Here is a 21,614-nt window from a genome sequence, read left to right as displayed (position 1 = left end):
CCGCATCGGACGCGTCTCTGCGCCCGGTCGAGAGCGCGGTTCCCGCCGGCGATTCCGTAACGGCTACCACGCTCGCGGCCCAGCGACGAGGTATGGACGACGCGCTGGACGGACTCGCCGAACAGGACGGCTGGCAGGTCGAGGGCTTCGCGGCCCGCGTCCACTACCGCGGCGCGGACGACTACTACAGCATCGAGTACTACGACCCCAGCGAGTGCGTGCTCTACTGGAAGGTGAAAGGCGACGGCGAGACGGCCGTTCCCGTCGGGCGCGGAACGGTGCCGACGCCCCTGCGCGAACGCGTGCGCCAGGACCTCGCGGACGCCGGCCTCGACCCCGCCATCGAAGACCGGCCGCTGTGACGCCCGGGGCGTCACGTCCTGCACTGAACGTCAGACTTTTGTCACTGGTCGGAGAGCCATCGACTCCGCCGGCGAAGCGCTCCTGTCGCATCTCCCACTGTTTCGATTCGTAGGAAACTCTTATCAATCGAGCGGCCTCTCTGTCTCGATAATGGACATTCACGATGAAGAAGACGACCCCTTCGAGGAGCAGAAGGAGCAGGCGGAGAATCCGATGCGGCGGTTGTTCCTCGAATACGGGGCCGAGAACAAGCTCGCGTTCGTGACGGGCGTCGTGGCGAGCATCTTCGCCCGGGTGCTCAACCTGCTGCCGCCTATCATTCTCGGCGTCGCCATCGACGCGCTGTTCGCCGAGGACGGGACGATTCCGTACTCGCAGGCGCTCGCCGGACAGGTGCCGTTCATGTCCGAGGGCCTGGCCGCCCGGATCGCTCCGGCGACTGTGGATGCCCAGTTCTGGTTCTCCGTCGTCGTCGTGGGGCTCGCGTTCGCGTTCGGCGCGGCGTTCCACTGGGCGCGCAACTGGGGCTGGAACTCTTTCGCTCAGAACATCCAGCACAACGTCCGGACGGACACGTACGACAAGATGCAGCGGCTGAACATGGACTTCTTCGCCGACAAGCAGACCGGCGAGATGATGTCCATCCTCTCCAACGACGTGAACCGCCTCGAACGGTTCCTCAACGACGGGATGAACTCGGCGTTCCGGCTGGGCGTCATGGTGGTCGCCATCGCGGCCATCCTCTTCGGCATCAACTGGCAGCTCGCGCTCGTCGCGATGGTGCCGGTGCCGCTCATCGCCGCCTTCACCTACAAGTTCATCGAGATAATCCAGCCGAAGTACGCCGACGTGCGCTCGGCGGTCGGCAGGGTCAACTCCCGGCTGGAGAACAACCTCGGCGGCATCCAGGTCATCAAGACGAGCAACACCGAGACCTACGAGTCCGACCGCGTCGAGGACGTCTCCAACGACTACTTCGACTCCAACTGGGGCGCCATCGTCACGCGCATCAAGTTCTTCCCGTCGCTCCAGATACTCTCCGGTCTCGGCTTCGCGCTGACGTTCATCGTCGGCGGGCTGTGGGTGCTCAACGATGCGGGTCCGTGGCTCTTCACGGGCGACCTCAGCGCCGGTGAGTTCATCACGTTCATGCTGCTCACCCAGCGGTTCATCTGGCCGATGGCGCAGTTCGGCTCCATCATCAACATGTACCAGCGCGCCTACGCCTCCAGCGCGCGCATCTTCGGACTGATGGACGAGCCGAGCCGCATCAAGGAGGACCCCGACGCGGAGGACCTCGTGGTTGACGACGGCGAGGTCGTCTACGACGACGTCACCTTCGGCTACGACGAGAGCGAGACCATCGTCGAGGACGTCTCCTTCGACGTCGACGGCGGCGACACCCTCGCGCTGGTCGGCCCCACCGGCGCGGGCAAGTCCACCGTCCTCAAGCTCCTGTTGCGGATGTACGACGTCGACGAGGGTGCGATTCGCATCGACGGCACCGACCTCCGGGACGTGAGCCTGCCGAGCCTGCGACAGGCCATCGGCTACGTCAGCCAGGACACGTTCATGTTCTACGGGACGGTGCGGGAGAACATCGCCTACGGCACGTTCGACGTGGACGACGAGGACATCGTCGAGGCGGCGAAGGCCGCAGAGGCCCACGAGTTCATCACCAACCTGCCGGAGGGCTACGACACCGAGGTCGGCGAGCGCGGCGTGAAGCTGTCGGGCGGCCAGCGCCAGCGCATCTCCATCGCGCGAGCCATCCTGAAAGACCCCGACATCCTCGTCCTGGACGAGGCGACCAGCGACGTGGACACGGAGACGGAGATGCTCATCCAGCGCTCGCTGGACAGACTCACCGAGGACCGCACCACGTTCGCCATCGCTCATCGCCTCTCGACCATCAAGGACGCCGACAAGATCGTCGTCCTCGAGGGTGGACGGATAGTCGAGCGCGGCACGCACGCGGACCTGCTCGAAGACGACGGGCTCTACGCTCACCTCTGGGGCGTCCAGGCCGGCGAGATAGACGAACTCCCCGAGGAGTTCATCGAGCGCGCCGCGCGCCGCACCGCCCGGACGGAAGCCGGCGACGACTGACGGCACTACCGCCGACCGCGGTGGTACGGCTGGCCGCTCTTGTTCCGTTGGAGGTCGCGCTGGCGTTCCAGCGCCCGGTCGATGCGGTACTCGTACGACCGCAGTTCTGCCTCGCTGCGTCCCCATCGACGCCGGGACTGCCAGTCGGGTTCGAACGGGCCGCCGTACTTCGGAATCTCCGTCTCCTCCTCTTCTGTTTCCTCCCCCTCGTCCTCGCTCCGTCCGGCCTCCGACTCGTCGGATTCGCGTTCGTCGCCCTCCCCACGTTCGGGGGCGGATGCCGACTCGCGGCGGCCCGCCCCTGCACGTCGACCTCGTTCCGGTTCGCGTCCGCCGAACTGCCGGCGGGGGACCTGCTGCCAGCCGCGCTGCTGGGGTTCGTCGACCCCGTACCCGCCGCTCCCGCCTCGACCGCCGTAGGCGTTCGTCCGCTGCTGGGGGTACCCCAGTGGCGGTCGATACGTGTCCGGACGGCGTCGTCCCTCTCGCTCCGCCTCGCCTCGCTCGCTGGCCGCGTCGGCGATTCGACGCTGGCGCTCCTCGTCGGTCTCGGTTCGCTCTTCGTCGCCCTCGCCGGACTCGGTCGCGTCGTCTTCGGGTGCCATGGTACAGTACGCTCGTACTCCAAATCCGTCGATAAACGGCACAGTCCGTTCAGACCGTTCGACGCGGTCGTCGCGCGGTTACCGATACGTCGCCGGCGTCGGTACCGACGGTCGCCGGGCGAGACGGGAGCGTAACTTCGAGTTACGGGGAGGAGAGCGACGCGGTGGTCTCACTCCGTCGGGCGACTGGACCGGGGGTGCTCGCCCGGTTCGGCGTCGAGGAACGAGAGGCCGTAGTCCACCAGCCACCGCAGCGTCGCGTGGACGGCGACGGGGCCGTCGACGCGGTACTCCGCGACGGTCGGCGGTTCGTGGCCGACCTTGATGCCCATCCCCGGGGAGTCAGCGTCCGTCAGCACGTCGAAGGCGTCCTCGTCGGTCCGGTCGTCGCCGAGATACAGCGAGAGCCACTCCTCGTCGTCGGGCACGAAGCGATCCGAGAGCCAGTCGGTCGCCCGGCCCTTGTCCCAGTCGACGTCCGGCCGCAGTTCCAGTATCGACTTGCCGGCGGTGACGCGCACGTCGTCGACGTCGACCGCGGCCTCCCGCACCGCGTCTTTCACGTCCGGGACGGCGTCCTCGCTCGCGCGACGGTAGTGGACGGTTGCGGTCACGCCCTTATCCTCGACGAACGCGCCGTCGACGTCGGCCAGTTCCGACTCGACCGTCTCGACGACGGCGTCGACGTCCTCGCGTAGCTCCCGGGCGGTCGGGTTGACCTGCTCCTCGCCGTCCGCCCAGAGTTCGAGTCCGTGGTTGCCGGCGTAGGCCACGCCGTCGACGTCGACGCGCTCGCGCAGGTCGGCCAGCTGGCGGCCGCTGACGATGCCGACCTGGACGTTCGGGGCGTCACGCAGGTCGACGACGGCCTCCCGAGTCTCGTCCGGGAGCGCGGCTGCGTCGGGGTCCTCAACGATGGGAGCGAGCGACCCGTCGAAGTCGAGCAGGACGAGCAGTCCGTCAGCCTCGCGCAGTCGGTCGACGAGGGCGTAGAGGTGCTCGCCGAGCGGATTCGTCGCGTCGGTCATCGGCCACGGGGCGGCGTCGCTCGTTGGCGCCCGCGACGAATCGCCCGGACGGTGCGGAACTGCGCGTCGAGCCAGGCGTACACGTCGCTCGCGTGCACCTGCCGCTGCAGTTCGCACATTCGCCTGCTGCGGTCGTCCGACGGGAGCCGGAGTCCGCGCTCGATGGCGTCGGCGAACCCGTGCGTGTCGCGGGGGTGGATGGTCAGTGCCTCCTCGCCCAGTTCCTCGCTGGCGCCGGTGAGTTCGCTCAACACGAGTACGCCGGGGTCTTGCACCTGCGAGGCAATGAACTCTTTCGCCACGAGGTTCATGCCGTCCCGGAGCGCGCTGACGAGACAGAGGTCCGCCTCGCGGTACAGCGCGGCGAGGCCGGTCTGGGGGAGGTGGTCCTCGACGTACACCACCGGCTGCCAGTCGTCCGTGGCGAAGCGGTCGTTGATGCGCTCGACCTCCGACCGCACCCGTTCCTGGAGGCGCTGGTAGGCCGGAATCTCGCCGCGGCTCACGCTCGCCTTCTGGACGTAGGTGAGTTCGCCCCGCCACGCCGGGCGCGTCTCCCAGAGCCGTTCGAGCGCCGCGAGTCGCTCCGGGATGCCTTTCGTGTAGTCGAGGCGTTCGACGCCGAGCGCGACGGCGACGTCGGCGAGGCCGTGGCGGTCGCCGAACTCGCGCCAGAACCTGCTCGCGGCGTCGGAGCGAGCGAGGTCGCGGTGGTGATCGGCGTCCACGCCGAGCGGGAACGGTCGGACGAACGTCCGGTGGCCGTCGTAGACGACGCTCCGGGTCGCCCGGTCGACGGTCGCTCCCGGCAGCGCCGCCGCGCAGTCGAGGAAGTTCCGGCAGTAGGCGTCGGTGTGGACGCCGACGAGGTCGTTGCCGAGCAGCCCCTCCAGCAGTCGCTCGTACTGCGGGCAGGCTCGGAAGACGTCTCGGGACGGCCACGGGATGTGCCAGAACTGCATGCAGAACGCGTCCGGCCGGTTCGCCTTCACGAACCGTGGAGCGAGCGCGAGGTGGTAGTCCTGGAACCACACCACTGGGTCGTCGCCGGCCTCTCCGCAGACGGCGTCGGCGAACGCTCGGTTCGCCTCCCGGTACTGCTGCCAGAACTCCTCGCGAGCGTTCACCTTCGCGGTGTCGAGGTGACAGACCGGCCACAGCACCTGGTTGCTGTAGCCGTAGTAGTAGCCCTCGACGCGCTCGTCGGACAGCGGGACGCGCCGGAGCGTGTAGGCGGGCGACTCTGGCGGCACGCCCACCCGGCCGCCCTCGTCGGTGACCGCGTGGTCCGCGTCGCCGCTTCCCCACGCGACCCAGGTACCGCCGACGGACTGCATCACCGGGTCGAGCGCCGACGTGAGTCCGCCCGCGGGTCGGCTGACGGTCACCTCGCCGTCCTCGTACTCGTGACTGTACGGTTCCCGATTCGATACGACCACTAGGTCACGGTCGTCGAGCAAGGACGACACCTGTTCGGTCGTCGGTGCGTTCCCTGTCATAGCGGCGGATATACGGGGAGCTCCCCGGATCCGTGTTCACCCCTCATCTGTTACAGGTGATTCCTCGCTGCACCGAATAAGGCAGTCGCTCGTTCATCTCTGTTCGCACGGTCTGAACGGTGGCAAGGGGCGATTACCGAGATATCGGGCTCCGGCTAGCGGTCGAATGCCGCGCTTACCGGTCGAGAAAGGAGGCCTCAGAACGATTCGGCGTCGGGGTCCTCTTTGCCGTCGGAGTGGTGTCCGGCACCGCGGTCGGTGTAGTTCTGGCGACCGACGGCCTCGCTCCCGACCATGTTGAGGATGGACTGCTCGACCTCGTCGGCCGACTCGTAGTCCTCGTTCAGCGGACCGAGCGCGGATTCGAGCGTCTCCGACCCGCCCCCGTACTCGATCTCGCGGTCGCCGTACTCCGAGACGAGTTCGTCGGCCGACACCGGATAGTCCACGCTCTCCAGTTCGTCGCTCAGGTCCCCGAGCTGGACTCCCATTTCGCGTTCCGGCTCTTCGTCATCTGTCATGGGTGAAACGACGTTCGACTGCGGGTAAATCCTTCTGGCCGAGCAGTTCCCGCGGTGCGATTCGTGGCGACTGGCCCGGTGAACGGGAGACGAAAACCAGTAGTCGCCGGCGCGAGAACGCCCGGCCATGGAGACGCACGGATTGCTCTCGCCGGACGACGAGGCGGCGGCGCGCGAGCGGTACGAACAGGTCGGCCCGGCGGCCCAGACGGTCGTCAAGGAGACGGCGAAGGCGATGCGGTTCGACCGCGCGGAGTACGACGAGCGCGTGACGGGCGACGTGGTCGAGACCGCCCGCGACGCGCTGTTCGCGTCGCTGCTCGAAGTGCGGACGGGAACGAGGGACGAGTTCGAGGACGCCGTGCCCCCGGAGTACGAGGTGAGCGAGGAGGGGAGCCGGAACGTCGAGCACGTCGCATGGCACGTCGCCCCCGCCGCCGAGACGGTCGTCGCCGCGACCTACCACGACCGCGAGCGCGCTGCCGTGGCGACGCTCCAGCGTCAGGCGTTCGGAAAGGTGTACCGCGATCTGCTCGACTAATCGTCGCGGGAGAGGTCGGTCTGCACCTCGTTGGAGCACTCGCTGTACTCCTGGTCGGGTGCGCTACACTGCCCGTCGCAGGGGTGGTCGATGCGTTCGCGCAGGCTCGCGGCCACCTCGTCCGAGAGGGCGTGACCGATCTCCTGGGCTTCTCCGGGGTCGTCCAGCGCGAGGTCGTCCGCGAGGAAGTTCTCGGCGACGCAGTGTTTCCACAGTTGCTCCCGGGCGAGACGCTCGCCCTCGCCCGTGAGCGTCGCTCCCTCGTACTTCTCGTAGACCGCGAGCCCCCGTTCCTCCAGCGTCGCAAGCATCTCGGTGACGCTGGCGGCCTGCACGTCCAGCGCGTCGGCCAGTTCACCGGTCTTCACGGGACGCCCGGTCTCGGCGGAGACGAGGTGGATGTAGCCGAGATACCGTCCGACGCTCGCCGAAACCTCCGTCATAGTTGGAGCCCATTACGCGCGGGCCGCATAAGTATCTGCTCCCACCTCTTTACGTCGTCGGGCGTCCTCGCGCGTTCGCTTTGCTCGGTGCTGCAGACGGAGGACGCGTCTCGCCGTCCGCTCGTCGGCCGGCGCTACTCGAACGTGACGCCGACGTCGTGCATCCCTTCGTTGTTGAGCGCGATGTTGATGAGCAGCGGCGTCACGCTCTCGACCTCGGCGGCGTTGGCCAGCCCGCCCGCGTCGAGCGCGCGCAGCCCCTCGATGCCCTCCGCGAGCATCCGCACCGTCTCCTTCGCGTCCCCGTCGTCGGCGACGAGCAGCGTGTCCTGTTCCAGTTCGAGTTCGAGGTTCGCGAGTCGGTCCGCCGAGAGGTTGTGGAACGCGCCGACGACCGGGACGTCCTCGGGGACGGCGCCGGCCACGAGTTCCGTGACGCTACCGGCGCTCGGCGGTTCGTAGTGGAAGCCGTCCTCGTCGCGGTCCATCCCCACCGCGGGGGTGACCAGCACGTCCACGTCGTCGAGGCGGTCCGCCACGCTCTCGACGGTGTCGCGGGCGTAGTACGGTGGAACCGCGAGGACGACTACGTCGGCGCGGTCGGCCGCCATCTCGTTGGCGAAGCCATTTATCGAGCGGTCGACGCCCACGCTCGACAGCTCCGTCTCGTACTCGTTGGCTTTCTCGCGGGCTTTCTCCGGGTCGCGCGAGCCGATGACGACCTCGTGGTTGGTGTCGTAGGCCCATCGCAGCGCGAGTCCCTGACCGATGTCGCCGGTACCGCCCAGCAGTGCGATTCGCATACCGGGGAGTCTTCCGGTACGAGGTTAAGTTCTGCGAAACCGGCGTTCTCGCCCACGCTCCGGCGGCTCGACGCCTCCTCGAACGCGACCGCTACTCCGTCGTGGCCGACCCCGTCGCCGTCTCCGATTCGGTCGTCGCTGACCTCGTTTTCGTGCCGGACTCCGCCATCGTCACGGTCGTCGCGCCGTCGACGCCGCGATGGACGACGGACACCGACTCCGGAAGCCCGCCGTCGAACGCGAACGTGGCGCGGTACTCGATAGCGCCGACGCACTGGACGCAGGCGGTCGTCCCGGTCGTCTGCCTCACCTCCGTCTCGACCCGGACCGTGAACTCGCCGGTCTTCGGGTCCAGTTCCGTCCCGACGATCCGGGCGACGTGACAGGGGTCGTCTGCGCTTATCGTTCCGTCGACGACCACGGTGCCGGCCGACCGCCGGAACCGGACCGACGCCCGGCCGTCGGGGTCTCCACAGCCCGCGTCGACCAGTTCGAGCGAGCGGTCCGTCAGTTCGGGGGCGTCCCCGTCGGTCGTTCCCGACGTCCCCTCGCCGGTCCCGGGGTCGTCGGTCGTATCGGTGCCTCCGTCGGGGTCGCTGCCAGCCGGCGCGCTACGGTAGCGGTCGAGACAGCCCCCGAGCAGACCGACGCTTACCGCCGCACCGGTTCGTTTCAGTACTTCTCGTCGCCGCATACGTGGCGAGACGGCAGGTTTTCCCATAACGCTCGCGGTAGCGAAAGTAGCGATTTGAGTTACCCACACACGGCGCACCCACATCGCAAGCCCTATAACCAGAACCGCCATACGTGGAGATGAGTCCTGATAGGGTAGTGGACTATCCTCTTGGCTTGCGGAGCCAGGGACCGGAGTTCAAATCTCCGTCAGGACGTTTCTGCCGAAACCAGACGACCAGCAGCGTCGCTTCTCTCCCTCGCCTCTTGACCGGCCCGCCGTGACCGGTCGGGCCTCACGTAACGTACGACCCTGACAGATTCGCCGGTAGTGTCAGATATCGGATCCTGCCTCGGTGGCGTCCTTGCCGTCGACGGCGCACGGAACGCCCTCGCCTATTTTCCTTCGATACGGCTTGAAATAGCCTTCGACGGGACTTCGTCGACGAGAGGAGTCGTCGCCGCCGTCGGTCTGTCACGGTGTGGCAAGTCAAACCTGTCTTCGACCGTAGGGCTTTTACGCACCGCTCGAATATTAACTCGTGTATGAGTAAAATCGTCAACTACCGACTGTTCGCACAGGACTTCAAGAAGTGGGCCGCCAAGAAGCTTCGCGCCTGATTCGTTCGCTCTTTCGTCCGTTCGTCAGATAGCCGCAGGCGTCGGCCGCCGGCGGTCGTCGCCGTCGCTCCCCAAGGGGTTTCTCGCCGCGGCGAGTACGACTTCGCATGGAGACACACCTCCGGGCCGGCATCGCCATCTTCAACGCGGGCGAGTACCACGCCGCCCACGACGCCTGGGAGGATCGCTGGCTCGACCTCGACCGCGGAATCGACGACGAGCGATTTCTCCACGGACTCATCCAGTTCACCGCAGCCGTCCATCACGCCTACGGCGACAACTGGGCGGGCGTCCACGGTCTCGCCGAGAGCGGCGCAGCGTACCTCGCCGACCTGCCGCCGGACCACCGGGACGTGAACGTCGGCACGGTGCGAGCGTACCTCCGCGCCGTCGCCGCCGACCCGGAGCACGTCGAGCGCGTCCGTCCGCCCGCGCTGACCCACGGGGGAGCGACCGTCATGCCCGAGGACCTGGAGTTCCCGGCGGCCGGCGTGGCGGCCGAGGTGCTTGCGGAGGAGTACGCATACGACGAAACCGTCGTCGAGCGCGCCCGGGAGTTCGGCCGCGCCGACCTGGAGGACGGCCGGACGACCAGTCCGTTCGTCACGCTCGTCATGGACTTCGCGCGCGACGAGGCCAACCGCGGCATCGTCTTCCAGCGCCTCCGCGACCACGTCGGCAAGCGCGAGCATCGCGAGCGCGACGTCGAGGGTCTGTTCGAGTGACGCCGACCTCCGGCGTTCTTCTCTCCCGTAATTCGAGGAACTGTTATGGCCAATACGTGATGCGTATCTCTCGTCACACTTCTCCACTCAATTTATGTAACTTGACCGGTTGACTGTCCCCAATGAGCGACCAGAAAGAGCCAGACAGTTCACCTGCGGACGCCTCAACGGCGGAGGCCCATCGACTCCGGTCGCGCGAGCGCGCCATGCGCCGCGCCTACAAAATCATCGCGGACCCCGACCGGTCGTTCTCCCAGCAGATCGAGGAACTCCTGCAGGTCGTTCGGGAGGCAATCGGAACGGACTACGCGACGGTTTCCCGCGTTCACCAAGACGCCGACCAGTACATCTTCGAGACAGTCGACGTGCCAGACGATGTCGACCTCCAGTCGGGGTTCACCGTGCCGCTTGCGGAATTACCGAACTGCGCACACGTCGTCGAAACCGAACAGACCCTCGTCCTGAAGGACGTCGAGGCGGAGGCCCCGGAGTTAGCGGACCCGACGTGGGGTATCTCTTGTTACCTCGGTGCACCAGTGACCGTGGACGGCGATATCTATGGGACGTTCTGTTTCTACGGCATGGAGCCACGGAGCGAGGAGTTTTCCGACTGGGACGTGACGTTCGTCGAGCTACTCAGCAACTGGGTGAGTTCCGAACTCGATCGCCAGCGCCAGAACGACCGGCTCGAATCGTTCGCCAGCTTGCTCGCCCACGAACTCCGCAATCCCCTCACGATTGGCCAGATGTACTGCAACGAACTGCCAGCGGAGACGGCCCCAGACGCGGTCGACTACATCACGGAATCGTTCGACCGCATCGAAGAGCTCATCGACATCTTGCTCGTCATCGCGCGCAGGACGGACGTGAACATCGACCGGGAGGCAGTCGAGTTGGCCGACGCCGCCACCGAGGCGTGGGATACTGTGGCCACCGACGAGGCGGACCTCGTGGTCGAAACCGACCAGGCCATCGAGGCCGACCCGGTCCACGTCCAGCATTTCCTCGATAATCTGTTCACGAACGCTGTGGAACACGGTAGCTCTGACGTAACCATCCACGTCGGCGACCTTCCCACGGGATTCTACGTCGCGGACGATGGGTCTGGCATCTCCGAAGAGAAGCGCGGACAGGTGTTCCAGGCGGGCTACACCACTGAGGTGAACGGCACCGGCCTGGGACTCACGTTCGTGGCCGAACTGGCCAACACCTACGAGTGGGACTGGCGTCTCGTAGAGAGCGACGATGGCGGGGCACGCTTCGAGTTCGAGGGCGTACAGTGCGTGAGTGAGGCGTGACTGTCGAGTAGTGATTGACAGATTACCGCTGACCGAGCACAAGGGGTGAGTGTGCACTCTACTCACGTCTAGATAAATTACTCTTCAGCCTGCGGAGAAAGATACGGGGCAGCTACTCGTCGCTGTACTCGGCGGAGTTGTCCTGGGGGTCGTAGCCCAGCACTTCCCGCGCGCGCTCGAGGGAGTAGTACTTGCGGTCGTTATCCGAGATGCCGTAGACGATCTCGTAGTCGTAGTCGGCCTGTAGACAGCGGTCGAACAGGTGCGCGCAGTCGCGGTAGGAGAGCCACATCGCCTGCCCGCGTTCGTAGTCCTTCGGCGGGTGACCTTTCGTCAGGTTGCCGATGCGGACCGCGGCGAAGGAGAAGCCGTACTCGTCGTGGTAGTACCGGCCGAGAATCTCGCCGGTCGCCTTGCTCACCCCGTAGAGGTTGCTGGGGCGCGGGAGTTCGCTGCCGTCGAGACGGAACTCGTCGTGAGGGCGGTAGAGGTCCGGCGTGCGCTCGTCGGTCTCGTAGGAGCCGACGGCGTGGTTCGAGGAGGCGAAGACGACCTTCTCGACGCCGACGTCGGCGGCGACTTCGAGGAGCGTCCGCGTCCCGTCGATGTTGTTCTGGAGGACGCTGTTCCACGGCGCTTCCGGTCGCGGGTCGCCCGCGAGGTGGACGATGGCGCCGACGTCCTCGGCCGCCTCGCGGACGGCGGCCTCGTCGTTGATGTCCGCGACGTAGAACTCGTGTGGCCGCTCCTCCGCCGGCGGTTCGCGGTCCAGCAGCCGCCAGTCGTACGACTCCGAGAGGTCGGAGAGTATCGCCGACCCGACGCGGCCCTCTGAACCCGTAAGCAGGACGGGGTCGTCCATTCAGGTGAAGGAAGGCAAACGACTGATAAGAAGGACACGGTTTCGGCGGGTCAGGAGAGCTTCGGCTCGAGGACCTTGTCGTACGCGAGGTTCGCGCCCGCGACGAGCGCGACGGTGCCCATGAACGCGAACCACACCGCCATCGTCAGGTCACCGGACGTGGCGTTCAGGAAGCTGTCGTACTCCGCTATCAGTCCGACGCCGGTCAACAGAAGCGACCCGGCGGCGTACAGCAGGACCGTTCCGACTTCGAGCAGCGACTCGTACATGCCTCCCGGTCGGCGCTGCCGACGCAAGTAGCTTTCGTCGGACGGCGAATCGTCCGAACCCTCAACCGTTTTATTCGTCCGCGTTAACGAATCGTACATGGGTCGCTACGGAGACATCGACTATCCGACGTTCACGAAGTACGGGTTCCTGCTCGGCCTGTCGTTGCTCGCGGTCGGCGCGCTCGGCGAAATCGTCGGGACGTCCCTCTACGGCACGCTGCCCGGCTGGGAGACGATGCCGTTCACCGACATGGAAGCGATCGGCATCCTCGCAATGCTCTTCTCGCCGTTCGTGTTCGGCATCCTGCTCCCGCTGACGGAGTGACCGATATAGCGGATTCTCACACCCGGCGGGCGAACGCGAGGTCGCCGTTCACGCTCTCGATGTAGGCGGTCACGGTCTCGCCCTCGCGCGCGCCGGAGACGAAGATGGTGTACTTGCCGCGCTCGGCGACGCCGTCGCCCTTCCGGCCCGTGCCGGTGATCTCGACCTCGTAGGTGTCGCCCTCCTCCACCGACTCGCGCTGGCGGTGCTGCTGGGCGTTGCTCCGCTTGGTTACGGGGCGGAACGCACCGCAGGCGTCACAGCGCAGCATCAGGTTGCGGTTCTCGCGCACGAGGCGGGTGTCCGGCAGGCCACACTCCGAGCAGAGGACGAACTCGTCGACGTAGGCGTCGAGCGCCGCGTCGAAGTCCCGCGTCGAGAAGCTCCCGCTGTAGCGTGCGCGGCCCTCGTCGAGCGTCCCGCTGGTCCCCAGCTGGCGCTGGAGTGCGCTGTGGACGTGCTCGGGGTCTCGCGAGAGGGTGTCCGCGATGTCGTCCAGGTTGGTCAGTCGCGTGAACGACCCGTCCTTCTGGACGGTCGCGGTCGGGTAGGAGAATCGCTCGTCGTCGGCGTCGAGTTCGGGGACCGCGTCGAGGCCGCGGTCGAGAGCTGTGTCGTAATCCATATCCCTGTAACGGTCCCTGCACTGAAAGGCCTTCCTCTCTCGTACGGCGTTTCGCCACGCTGGCCGGTAGTACGGTCCGTACAGGCCGCATCGCAGCGTGTTCGACCCGGGGGTCGGGCGACGTGAGGTTCCAGGGTCCGGTGTCGGGCGACCGGAGAGGCGTCGCATACAAGGCGATGCCGCCACTCCCGACGCGTATGCACCTCTCGGACGCGACGTGGACGGACGCCGACGACGCGGACACCGACCTCGCGCTGCTGCCGGTCGGGAGCACGGAACAGCACGGTCCGCACGCACCGCTCTCGACCGATTCGCTGAACGCCGAGGCGGTGGCGGACGCCGGTGCGGAGCGGTACGATGGCGAGGTGGTCGTCGCGCCGCCCGTGACGGTTACGGTGAGCGAGGAACACCGCCAGTTCGCGGGGACGCTGTGGGTGAGCGAGGACACCTTCCGGCGGTACGTCCGTGAGACGGTGGACAGCCTCGCCCACCACGGCTGGGACCGCGTGGTACTCGTCAACGGCCACGGCGGTAACGTGGCGGCGCTGCGCGAGGTGGCGGGAACCGTCACGCGCCACGACGACGCCTACGCTGTCCCGTTCACCTGGTTCGAGGCGGTCGGCGACCACAGCAGCGACATGGGTCACGCCGGCCCGCTCGAAACCGCGCTGTTGCGCCACGTCCATCCGGACCTCGTTCGCGAGGACAGAGTCGAGGCGGCCCGCGAGGGCGCGAGCGACGGCTGGGGCGAGTGGGTCTCGTACGCCAACCTGGCCTACGACAGCGCGGAGTTCACGGAGAACGGCGTCGTCGGCGACCCGGCGGCGGGCGACGACGCGCGCGGCGAAGAACTGCTGGAACTGGCCGGCGAGTCGCTGGCGAAGCTACTCGACGCGGTCGAATCTCGGGACGTCGGCCGACCCGACCACCGGTAGTTACTCCTCGTCTTCCTCCGCCTCGGCGGCGTCGCTCGCCGTCTCACTCTCCTCGTCGTCTTCGGTCTCGTCGGTCCCGTCCGCCGCCTCCTCGGCCTCGGCGTCGAGGTCCTCCAGCGCGCTCTTCAGGCTCGGCACCGTGCTCGCCAGTTCGCCGACCTGCTCGCGGGCGGACTTGACGTCCTCGACGGCCCCGTCGAGCGTCTCGATTTCGGCCTCGAGGTCGGCGGCGTCCTCGAAGGCGTCGGCGCGCTCGCCCATCGCGTACCACTTCTTCGCGTCCCGGAGGTGGTCGGCGGCGTCGCCGGCGTCCAGCGCCGACCGGAGGGCGTTGAGCGTGCCGAGCGTGTTGTCGGCGTTCACCTCCCAGACGGCGTCGGGGTCCGGGAGTTCCTCGCGGGCGGCCGCGAGGTGCCTTTCGACGTCCTCGCGGACCTCGCTGGCCGCTTCGCCGAACAGTTCGTCGTCGAACGTTGATTGACTCATACACGTCACTTGGACGGGACGTACTTTAAAGCCAAGCCCGAAACTGAAAGTGTAACTACCCGGGGGCGGGCCGCTACCCGGCGAAAATTCGGGGTCCGGTTCGAACCGGTCACTCCCGCACCGACTCGACCTCCATCAGCGGATAGCCGTCCTCCATCGCCATGCCGGCGACGACCTCGACGCCGTCCTGCTCAACGACGACCTCGACCTCCATGAACCGCCCCGTCAGCTCTGTGTAACCGTGGTCTATCTCCTCCTCGAGTTTCTCCGTCAGCACCTCCACGGTCACCGACTGACAGAACGGCTGGTTCTCGATGCTCTCCTCCATCGCGCGTGCGAGACTGGCGGCGCTGTCGGGGCTGACCGGCGTCCCGGCGAACTGGTGGTACAGCGCGCCGAACTTCACGCCCGCCTCGAAACAGGCCGTTTCGCTCGTCTCCGGTTCGGAGTCGTTCGTGTCGGACGTCACACTGGAGGGCTCGCGGTCCTGGACCAAAGTTCGAGCGATAGCTGGTGCTACCCCGAGAGATTGCAGGAACGCAAACCACTAAGTATCATGGTAATAGTTATCATTATGCCCCCGACGGGGCAGGTTGCACCCGGACCGCGATCATACCAATTGCGGTTCACCCTTTTCGAAGCCGCCGAACGTCCGACGCTTCGACCGCCTCCGAGACGACTGCGGGAGAAGGCTTTTTGTCCGCCTCCGCGCACACCCACCCACATGAGTGAGTCGCCAGTCGATGCGAACACGGTGCTCGTTCCGGTGGACGGGAGCGACGAGTCCGTGACCGCCATCGAGTACGGGGTCGCGGTCGCCGACAAGTACGGGGCCGACGTGCACGCGCTGTACGTGCTCGGCGAGGAAGTGACGCGAGCCATCGAAACCGGCGCGGTCGAGGAAGACGACGTGGTCGTCGACACCGAGTCGTTCATCGACACTGCCCGCGGCATCGCCGAGGACTACGACGTCGCGCTCAGCAACTCCATCGCGTACGGCTTCTCCACGCGGCGGAAGACCCAGCATCCCGGCAGCGCCGTCCTCGACTCGGCGGACGAACTGGACGCGGACTTCATCGTCATCCCGCGCGAGCCGCTGACCGGCGAACCCGGCGAAGTGCTGGAGAAAACCGCCGAGTACGTCCTGCTGTACGCGAGCCAGCCGGTGCTGTCGGTGTGATGGGGTCGTCGAGAGAACAGCGCCGGACGAAAACGCGTTACTCCTCGTCGCTCTCGCTGAGCAGGTCCTCGACGGACTCGTCGCCGCGCGCGGAGATCTTCACGTTGAGCTGTTCGACCTCCTCGCTGACCTCCTTGCCGCGGACGGTGACGCGCTTGCGCTCGCCGTCGCGCCGCGGGTTGAAGCCGGTGCCGCCCTCCAGCATGATCTCCTTCAGCGCGGGCCCGTTCACGTCGTCTCGCATCGGTCGGCCGGCGTTGTCGGAACCGCCCGTAATCTCGACCTCGTACCCGTCGAGGCCGACCGCACTGCCGTCGACCGACTGGCCGATCTCCTTCCCGAGGAAGCGGTTCGCGTCCTGTCCGTCGATGTCGCGCTGGTAGGTCGTCCCGGAGTCGGGATCCGCGACGACGACCTGGAAGTTTGCCATACGGGGGAAGTGGCGGGCGCTCGGTAAAAGGAATACGATTTTGGCTTCGAGCACGACCCCGCGCGTTCGGTCTGGACGGGACGACGCGGACCAGCGGGGCGAACCGAGGGAACCGCCTCCGGTCGTCGGAGCGGCGGGGAGAAGTCACCTCGCCCGAACGACGACGGTGTCGGCGGCCAGGTCACCGATGCGCTGACGGTCGTCGGTGAGGAGCATGACGACCAGTCCGACGGCGTAGCTCAGGAAGCCGTCGACCAGGCGAAGCAGGTTTCGGACGACCGACGCTCCCATCCCGCACGGCTCGCCGGAGCGTCTGACCACGACGACTCCCGTCAGTTTCTTGCCGACCGTCTGTCCGAACAGCCCTTCGAGGACGACGAAGTAGCCGAACAACCCGAGCGGAACGCCGAGCCAGATGCCGGCCTCCCCGAACGGTAGCGCGAACGCCACGCCGAGCGCGACCGCGCCGACGAACGAGACGACGTGGTCGAGGACGAAGGCGACGACGCGACTGCCGACGACGTCGTTTTCGGTCCCCATCACCGGTTCCGCCATACGAACGCCGTACTCGACCGACGGAATAAGCTTTCTGTCACTTCGTTGCCGGCGGCGAAGCGTCGCGCCGAAATTGCTTTCCAGCGGGCCGGCGTCCGTCTGCCGGGGAGCATGGCCGAGGTCTACTACTTCGTCAGCGACCTTCACGTCGGCGGCGACGAGCAGTTACAGGAGGCCGAGTTCGAGTCGGAGTTCGTGGCGTTTCTCGAACTGCTCGAAGAACGCGACGAGGACGCCGAACTGATTATCCTCGGTGACGCGTTCGGACTGTGGGAGTTCACCGAAGTCGAGGGGCTGGCGAAGTTCGACCTGCTCGTTGAGAACCATCCGGCCCTCTTCGAGCAGTTGCGCGCGACCGGCGAGCGAATCGAAATCACGCTCATTCCGGGCAATCACGACGCGGAACTCGCGGGCTACTCGGCGTACGTCGAACGCCTCGCGGCGTACAACGTCACGCTCGACGCGGCGCTCTCGCTGGAGCGGGAGGTCGCCGGACGGACCGTCTGGATAGAACACGGGATGCAGCGGGACCCGAACAACCGCATGCCGGACTTCGGCAATCCGCGGGCGAACCCGCTGGGCTACTTCGTGAACCGGCATATCACGAGCAAGGCCGGACAGCTCTCGGGGCACGGGAAGTACAACTGGCTGAAGGATATCCAGTCGATGACGCCGCTCGAAGAGATTCCGATGTGGATACTCTCGAACTACTACTACCGGGAGATGAGTCTCGTTCTGCGGTACGCTGCCCTCCCGTTCCTCCTCCTGTTCAACGTGAGCGTCCTCTATCTCGCCATCCTGTTGCTGGAGGGGAGCGGCGTCCTCGGAACGCAACTCGTCACCGACGCGACGACGGCGTTCCTGCGCCGGCTTGGACTGGCCGGCGACCTCGTGGAGTTCGTCTTCGCCGTCAACGCCGCCGTCGTCGTCCTCCTGACTGTCATCTCGATTCCGCTCTACTTCCTCGTCCGCGACGTGAAACGGACCCTCGAACGGTTCGACCTCCTCGCGACCGACCCCGTCGCCGAGGAACGCGACGCCGCCTACCTCGACGCGGCCCGCGACGTGTTCGCCGAGCACTCCGACGTGGCGGTGTTCGTCTACGGTCACACCCACCACGCCTCCCTCAAGTGGCTCGGCGAGCGCGTCGTCGTCAACACCGGCACGTGGCTGAAGCGACTCCACCGCGTGCAGCCGCGAATCGGCATCCTGCCGCCGATATATCGCCCGTCGTTCCGGCTGAACTACTTCCGGATCAGCGAGCGAGGGGGCGACGTCCTCGTCGAGTACGAGACCGTCGAGAAGGATGCGCGGCGGGAACTCTCGTTGCTCCAGCGACTGCTCGCCGAGCGACGGCCGCCCGACCCGGAGATTCCCGAGCGGACGACGATAGAGTGGTCGCCCGACGACCGCGCCGAGAGCGCGGTTCGAGAAGCGGACGCAGGGCGGTCAGCCGACCGGCAGTCAGTCGACTCCCGCTCCGACGGCGACCGGACGAGACGATAGGGAGACAGTCTCCCCGCCGGAACCGCGCCGCCGGCGCGATTTCTCCGGGGCGACTTCAGAACGGGTACTGGCGCTTCTCGCGCTGGACCGATATCCACTTCTCCTGCGTGAGTTCGTCGAGGATGGCGTCGCCGTTGTACCGGCCCATTCCCGACGACTTCACGCCACCGAACGGGACGTGCGGTTCGTCGTTGATGGGCTGGTCGTTGATGTGAACCATGCCGGCGTCGACCCACTCGCCGTCGACGTACAGGGCGTTCCACTCTCCGTCGGTGGTGAAGGCTGCGTCCGACATTCGTGGCTAGGGTATGGATAGACGAGTGGTTGAAGAGCAGGGAAGCGGCCGAACGGAATCGACTACCGTCGCCCGAACCGGGGACTACGGACGGGTGACTCGTCTGGTTGCGTAGCGGCCGAAAAAGTCGCAAAGTCGGGTCGCAGAAGGACTGTGCCTACGCGATAGTTCGGATTAGACTCGGGTGACGTTCTTCGCGCGCGGGCCTTTGGGGGCCTGCTCGATGTCGAACTCGAGATCCGTGCCCTCTTCGAGGTCGGGGCCGCCGATGTCTTCCATGTGGAAGAAAACGTCGTCGTCCGCGTCCTCAGTCGAGATGAAACCGTAACCGCCAGTGTCGTTAAAGAAGTCGACAGTACCTGTTGCCATTGCTTTTGTACGGAAGTGCGGAGTCCATATAACGCTTCTGTGAGACGTGTTGGCGTGAGGCTACGCGTTCGCGGCGGCAGCCTCCCCGCCCGCCTCGTCCTCTCACCCGACGGTAGCGAACCATGCCGGAGCTACGGCGTCGGGCCGACGACAGAGACGGACGACGAGTACGGCGGCCCGACGCCGATATCGGACTCCGGCGTCGGCTCACGAGTCGTCCAGGTGCGGCACGACCTCCGCGCGCAGGTACTCGAGGAACGCCGCGGAGTCGAAGTCCGTCGGCCGGTGCACCTCGACGTAGCCACTCTCGGCGGCGGTCATCTTCAGCTCGCGGCCGTCGTAGGTGTACTCCAGCCCGAGCTGGTTCAGCCGCGCCTCGCGCACGAACGCCGAGAGGTCGTCGTCCGCCAGGAGGTCGTCGCCGTGGAGAAGGCCGCTCTCGGCGCGGCCGTCTCCGCCGTGGAATCCGGCCTTCCACGCGTTCGCGTCGTCGCGGGCGGCGAGGAAGCCATCGAGGTCGAGCGACGCGCGCTCGACCGTGGTGTCGGTATCGAGACCGACGAGGTCGAACGCGAACGTACCCGCGCCGCTCCCGACGACGACGAACTCGCCGGGGACGCCGACGAACTCCGTGACCAGCGTCTCCGTCGCGTCGGTCTCCTCGACCCGTATCTCGCCGTAGTCGAGTTCGGTCGTCTCGCGGGCCGCCGGGCGTTCGACCGCCGCGCGCCCCTCGAACGCCACGTCGCCGGAGGGGAGCGAGAACACGCGCTCCACGTCAAGGGTGCGGTCCAGTTCGCGGTCGCTCTCGACGACCGCGTCCGAAAACGAGTCGACGACCTGGAAGTCGCCGTGCACGAGACCTATCACGCCAGCGTTCATGTCGTCTCGGAGTTCCGAGACGTGGAAGTTAACTCGTCCGAATTCCGAGAGGAGTCTCCCTCGGGGTCACTCCGCCGCGCTCGTCTCGCGCCGGTCCGACTCCTCGCGCTCCGGGGCGTCCCAGCCCAACCGTCGGAGGGTCCGCCGGAACCGGTCGTCGTCGCGCGAGACGGGACCGAAGTACGTGCCGACCCGTTCGCGGTTCCACCAGCACCCCGTCTCGGAACGCTCCTCGGGCGTGGTGAACTCGTACCGGTAGCGCACCGCCCGGACGTGTTCGGGCGGGTCGTCCGGGAAGGGGTCCTCGCGGAGCAGCGACTCGACCCCGTCGTCGCCGTCGAGCAGTTTCGCCAGCAGGTTGACGAACCACGGATGGCGGCGCGGCGACGGCGACATCGCGGCGAACCAGAGCTGCCAGCCCAGGCGGTGATGGTACGGCGCGACCTGCGGCGGTCGGCGCTCGGGGTCGTCCGGCTTCCCCGGGAATGCGTACGGCTTCCACTCGGTGTCGGGGCCGACCGTCGCGTCGTCGGTCCCCTCAACGATTATCTCGTAACGCGTCCGGGTGATGGAGCCGAACGCGCCGTAGGTGTTGACGAGGTGCAGCGGGTCGAACACGGCGTTCATCGCCTGTTCGGACGACACCATGTTCTTGACGGGGTAGTAGCTCAGTGCGACGACGACCGCGACCACCAGCCAGCCCGCGACCTGAAAGGAGACGGGGAGCGACGCGACCGCGGCAGTGGGAACGTCGACCGGCAGGACGCCGGCGACCAGCGGGTCGGAGAACGTGCTGAACGCGAGGACGAGGGTGAGCGCGTTCAACCACGCGAAGTTCCCGGTGACCATCAGCCAGGCCTGAAAGAGGACGGTGGCCACGCCCGCGACGGCGGCGAACGGCTGTGGCGCGAAGTAGAGGAACGGAATCGCGAGTTCGGCGACGTGGTTGACGGCGACGCCGACCCGGTGGACGCGGTCCGACAGGTGGTGGGCGAACCAGCTGACGGGGTTGGGCATCGGCTGCGTCTCGTAGTGGTAGTCGAGGCAGGTCAGGTCGCGCCAGCAGTCGTCGCCGCGGAGCTTGATGAGGCCCGCGCCGAACATGTTGCGAAAGAGGACCCAGCGGAAGAGCCACGTCACGGCGACTGGAGCGGCGACGGTTACCGGGCCGAGGAAGATGGCGAGAAACCCCGACTCGAGCAGCATCGATTCCCAGCCGAAGCCGTAGAACCGCTGGCCGGCGTTGACGAACGAGAGGTAGAGCACCCACAGCGCGGTCCAGACGACGGCGTGGCCGACGACGCCGAAGACGGCCGGCACGCCGACGACGGCGAGCACCGACAGCGCGACGCCCGTCCACCCGGCGGCGGCGACGGCGGTGTCGTCGTCGAGGAAGTGAAAGAGGCTGGGGCTGTCGCGGAAACGGGAGTGGTCGACGTAGTCACCCAGCGGGAGGAGACCGTCCTCGCCCGCGAGGGGTCGGAACTGTCGTGCGGCGACGAGGAACGCGAGCAGGTAGACGACGCCGACGCCTTTCAGGAGCGCGAATCTGGCGAACCAGTACGGTCCCGGGTCCCACGGTCCGAGCACCATCTACCCGGCACGTGTCGTTCGGTTCCCAAAACGATGGCGAGAGCGAACCCCGTCTTCCCGTCGCACGCCGAGCC

27 protein-coding genes and 1 tRNA gene are annotated in these 21,614 nt (G+C 66.9%); 10 read left to right on the top strand and 18 right to left on the bottom strand.

The genetic code is table 11. The features are described 5' to 3' along the window. Positions 1–92: 92 nt before the first annotated feature. Entirely contained in the window at positions 93–362 is a 270-nt protein-coding gene (locus tag ACRYA2_RS06435) for a DUF7538 family protein (RefSeq protein ID WP_113276857.1), read from the top strand. A gap of 151 nt (positions 363–513) precedes the next feature. Further along, the gene (locus ACRYA2_RS06430; protein ID WP_433625479.1) at positions 514–2,472 is read left to right on the top strand and encodes an ABC transporter ATP-binding protein; all 1,959 of its coding nucleotides are present in this window, start codon (positions 514–516) and stop codon (positions 2,470–2,472) included. A gap of 5 nt (positions 2,473–2,477) precedes the next feature. On the opposite strand, the gene ACRYA2_RS06425 is transcribed toward ACRYA2_RS06430, so the two are convergent. The 4 genes from ACRYA2_RS06425 to ACRYA2_RS06410 form a co-directional block, all read right to left on the bottom strand. Next, positions 2,478–3,077 carry a hypothetical protein gene (locus tag ACRYA2_RS06425; RefSeq protein ID WP_433625477.1) on the bottom strand — a complete coding sequence of 200 codons (600 nt, stop codon included), beginning with the start codon at positions 3,075–3,077 and terminating at the stop codon, positions 2,478–2,480. 170 nt (positions 3,078–3,247) lie between these two features. Then, entirely contained in the window at positions 3,248–4,105 is an 858-nt protein-coding gene (otsB, locus tag ACRYA2_RS06420) for a trehalose-phosphatase (protein WP_433625475.1), read from the bottom strand. Then, positions 4,102–5,604 carry an alpha,alpha-trehalose-phosphate synthase (UDP-forming) gene (locus tag ACRYA2_RS06415; protein ID WP_433625473.1) on the bottom strand — a complete coding sequence of 501 codons (1,503 nt, stop codon included), beginning with the start codon at positions 5,602–5,604 and terminating at the stop codon, positions 4,102–4,104. Before ACRYA2_RS06415 ends, otsB begins: the two co-directional genes overlap by 4 nt. Before the next feature lie 197 nt (positions 5,605–5,801). Then, the gene (locus tag ACRYA2_RS06410) at positions 5,802–6,125 is read right to left on the bottom strand and encodes a DUF5789 family protein (RefSeq protein ID WP_433625471.1); all 324 of its coding nucleotides are present in this window, start codon (positions 6,123–6,125) and stop codon (positions 5,802–5,804) included. Positions 6,126–6,252: 127 nt separating this feature from the next. Between ACRYA2_RS06410 and ACRYA2_RS06405 the strand changes: the two genes are divergently transcribed. Further along, on the top strand, positions 6,253–6,666 hold the full coding sequence (locus ACRYA2_RS06405; protein ID WP_433625469.1) for a DUF5809 family protein: 414 nt from the start codon (positions 6,253–6,255) through the stop codon (positions 6,664–6,666). Here ACRYA2_RS06405 and ACRYA2_RS06400 read toward each other — a convergent pair. From ACRYA2_RS06400 to ACRYA2_RS06390, 3 genes are all read right to left on the bottom strand, one after another. Beyond that, positions 6,663–7,109: a metal-dependent transcriptional regulator gene (locus tag ACRYA2_RS06400; RefSeq protein WP_433625467.1), complete on the bottom strand. Its 447-nt coding sequence runs from the start codon at positions 7,107–7,109 to the stop codon at positions 6,663–6,665. The two genes, ACRYA2_RS06405 and ACRYA2_RS06400, sit on opposite strands and share 4 nt — an antisense overlap. Positions 7,110–7,243: 134 nt before the next feature. Beyond that, on the bottom strand, positions 7,244–7,912 hold the full coding sequence (gene npdG / locus ACRYA2_RS06395; RefSeq protein ID WP_433625464.1) for an NADPH-dependent F420 reductase: 669 nt from the start codon (positions 7,910–7,912) through the stop codon (positions 7,244–7,246). Between the two features lie 91 nt (positions 7,913–8,003). After that, positions 8,004–8,606 carry a hypothetical protein gene (locus ACRYA2_RS06390; RefSeq protein WP_433625461.1) on the bottom strand — a complete coding sequence of 201 codons (603 nt, stop codon included), beginning with the start codon at positions 8,604–8,606 and terminating at the stop codon, positions 8,004–8,006. A gap of 123 nt (positions 8,607–8,729) precedes the next feature. Between ACRYA2_RS06390 and ACRYA2_RS06385 the strand changes: the two genes are divergently transcribed. The 3 genes from ACRYA2_RS06385 to ACRYA2_RS06375 all read left to right on the top strand — a co-directional run bounded on the left by ACRYA2_RS06385 (position 8,730) and on the right by ACRYA2_RS06375 (position 11,228). Further along, positions 8,730–8,802 (top strand) — tRNA-Arg (locus ACRYA2_RS06385). 510 nt (positions 8,803–9,312) lie between these two features. Then, positions 9,313–9,930 carry a DUF309 domain-containing protein gene (locus tag ACRYA2_RS06380; RefSeq protein ID WP_433625459.1) on the top strand — a complete coding sequence of 206 codons (618 nt, stop codon included), beginning with the start codon at positions 9,313–9,315 and terminating at the stop codon, positions 9,928–9,930. A 122-nt stretch (positions 9,931–10,052) separates the two neighbouring features. Then, on the top strand, positions 10,053–11,228 hold the full coding sequence (locus ACRYA2_RS06375) for a sensor histidine kinase (protein WP_433625457.1): 1,176 nt from the start codon (positions 10,053–10,055) through the stop codon (positions 11,226–11,228). 112 nt (positions 11,229–11,340) lie between these two features. Here ACRYA2_RS06375 and azf read toward each other — a convergent pair whose 3' ends face one another. Further along, a complete protein-coding gene (azf, locus tag ACRYA2_RS06370; protein WP_433625454.1) occupies positions 11,341–12,090 on the bottom strand; it encodes an NAD-dependent glucose-6-phosphate dehydrogenase Azf in 750 nt (249 codons plus the stop codon). Positions 12,091–12,140: 50 nt separating this feature from the next. After that, complete coding sequence (locus tag ACRYA2_RS06365) at positions 12,141–12,359, bottom strand: DUF8151 family protein (RefSeq protein WP_433625451.1); 219 nt, start codon at positions 12,357–12,359, stop codon at positions 12,141–12,143. A 97-nt stretch (positions 12,360–12,456) separates the two neighbouring features. On the opposite strand from ACRYA2_RS06365, the gene ACRYA2_RS06360 reads away from it, so the two are divergent. Beyond that, positions 12,457–12,684 carry a DUF7860 family protein gene (locus tag ACRYA2_RS06360; RefSeq protein WP_433625448.1) on the top strand — a complete coding sequence of 76 codons (228 nt, stop codon included), beginning with the start codon at positions 12,457–12,459 and terminating at the stop codon, positions 12,682–12,684. A 16-nt stretch (positions 12,685–12,700) separates the two neighbouring features. On the opposite strand, the gene ACRYA2_RS06355 is transcribed toward ACRYA2_RS06360, so the two are convergent. Next, complete coding sequence (locus ACRYA2_RS06355) at positions 12,701–13,309, bottom strand: translation initiation factor IF-2 subunit beta (RefSeq protein WP_113276872.1); 609 nt, start codon at positions 13,307–13,309, stop codon at positions 12,701–12,703. A 197-nt stretch (positions 13,310–13,506) separates the two neighbouring features. Between ACRYA2_RS06355 and ACRYA2_RS06350 the strand changes: the two genes are divergently transcribed. Beyond that, a complete protein-coding gene (locus ACRYA2_RS06350) occupies positions 13,507–14,244 on the top strand; it encodes a creatininase family protein (protein WP_433625446.1) in 738 nt (245 codons plus the stop codon). Here the strand turns inward: ACRYA2_RS06350 and ACRYA2_RS06345 are convergent, their stop codons facing one another. After that, a complete protein-coding gene (locus ACRYA2_RS06345; protein WP_433625444.1) occupies positions 14,245–14,730 on the bottom strand; it encodes a DUF5790 family protein in 486 nt (161 codons plus the stop codon). A gap of 109 nt (positions 14,731–14,839) precedes the next feature. After that, complete coding sequence (locus tag ACRYA2_RS06340) at positions 14,840–15,199, bottom strand: dihydroneopterin aldolase family protein (protein ID WP_433625441.1); 360 nt, start codon at positions 15,197–15,199, stop codon at positions 14,840–14,842. 255 nt (positions 15,200–15,454) lie between these two features. Here ACRYA2_RS06340 and ACRYA2_RS06335 point away from each other — a divergent pair, with 255 nt between their 5' ends. Beyond that, complete coding sequence (locus tag ACRYA2_RS06335) at positions 15,455–15,910, top strand: universal stress protein (RefSeq protein ID WP_433625439.1); 456 nt, start codon at positions 15,455–15,457, stop codon at positions 15,908–15,910. A 37-nt stretch (positions 15,911–15,947) separates the two neighbouring features. On the opposite strand, the gene ACRYA2_RS06330 is transcribed toward ACRYA2_RS06335, so the two are convergent. Further along, on the bottom strand, positions 15,948–16,340 hold the full coding sequence (locus ACRYA2_RS06330) for a 30S ribosomal protein S6e (RefSeq protein ID WP_433625437.1): 393 nt from the start codon (positions 16,338–16,340) through the stop codon (positions 15,948–15,950). A gap of 144 nt (positions 16,341–16,484) precedes the next feature. Next, the gene (locus tag ACRYA2_RS06325; RefSeq protein WP_433625434.1) at positions 16,485–16,895 is read right to left on the bottom strand and encodes an RDD family protein; all 411 of its coding nucleotides are present in this window, start codon (positions 16,893–16,895) and stop codon (positions 16,485–16,487) included. Between the two features lie 111 nt (positions 16,896–17,006). Here ACRYA2_RS06325 and ACRYA2_RS06320 point away from each other — a divergent pair, with 111 nt between their 5' ends. Next, the gene (locus ACRYA2_RS06320; protein WP_433625431.1) at positions 17,007–18,401 is read left to right on the top strand and encodes a metallophosphoesterase; all 1,395 of its coding nucleotides are present in this window, start codon (positions 17,007–17,009) and stop codon (positions 18,399–18,401) included. 55 nt (positions 18,402–18,456) lie between these two features. Here ACRYA2_RS06320 and ACRYA2_RS06315 read toward each other — a convergent pair whose 3' ends face one another. From ACRYA2_RS06315 to ACRYA2_RS06300, 4 genes are all read right to left on the bottom strand, one after another. Beyond that, the gene (locus ACRYA2_RS06315; protein ID WP_433625429.1) at positions 18,457–18,696 is read right to left on the bottom strand and encodes an aldehyde dehydrogenase family protein; all 240 of its coding nucleotides are present in this window, start codon (positions 18,694–18,696) and stop codon (positions 18,457–18,459) included. A 174-nt stretch (positions 18,697–18,870) separates the two neighbouring features. Beyond that, positions 18,871–19,065, bottom strand: a complete 195-nt coding sequence (locus ACRYA2_RS06310) for a cold-shock protein (protein WP_113276881.1) — start codon at positions 19,063–19,065, stop codon at positions 18,871–18,873. A gap of 207 nt (positions 19,066–19,272) precedes the next feature. Continuing rightward, positions 19,273–19,947 carry a hypothetical protein gene (locus ACRYA2_RS06305; RefSeq protein ID WP_433625426.1) on the bottom strand — a complete coding sequence of 225 codons (675 nt, stop codon included), beginning with the start codon at positions 19,945–19,947 and terminating at the stop codon, positions 19,273–19,275. 66 nt (positions 19,948–20,013) lie between these two features. Beyond that, a complete protein-coding gene (locus ACRYA2_RS06300; RefSeq protein WP_433625423.1) occupies positions 20,014–21,540 on the bottom strand; it encodes a lipase maturation factor family protein in 1,527 nt (508 codons plus the stop codon). Between the last annotated feature and the right edge of the window lie 74 nt (positions 21,541–21,614).

Source organism: Halomicrococcus pelagicus (assembly GCF_050954125.1).
This window is presented reverse-complemented; position numbering and strand designations above follow the sequence as displayed.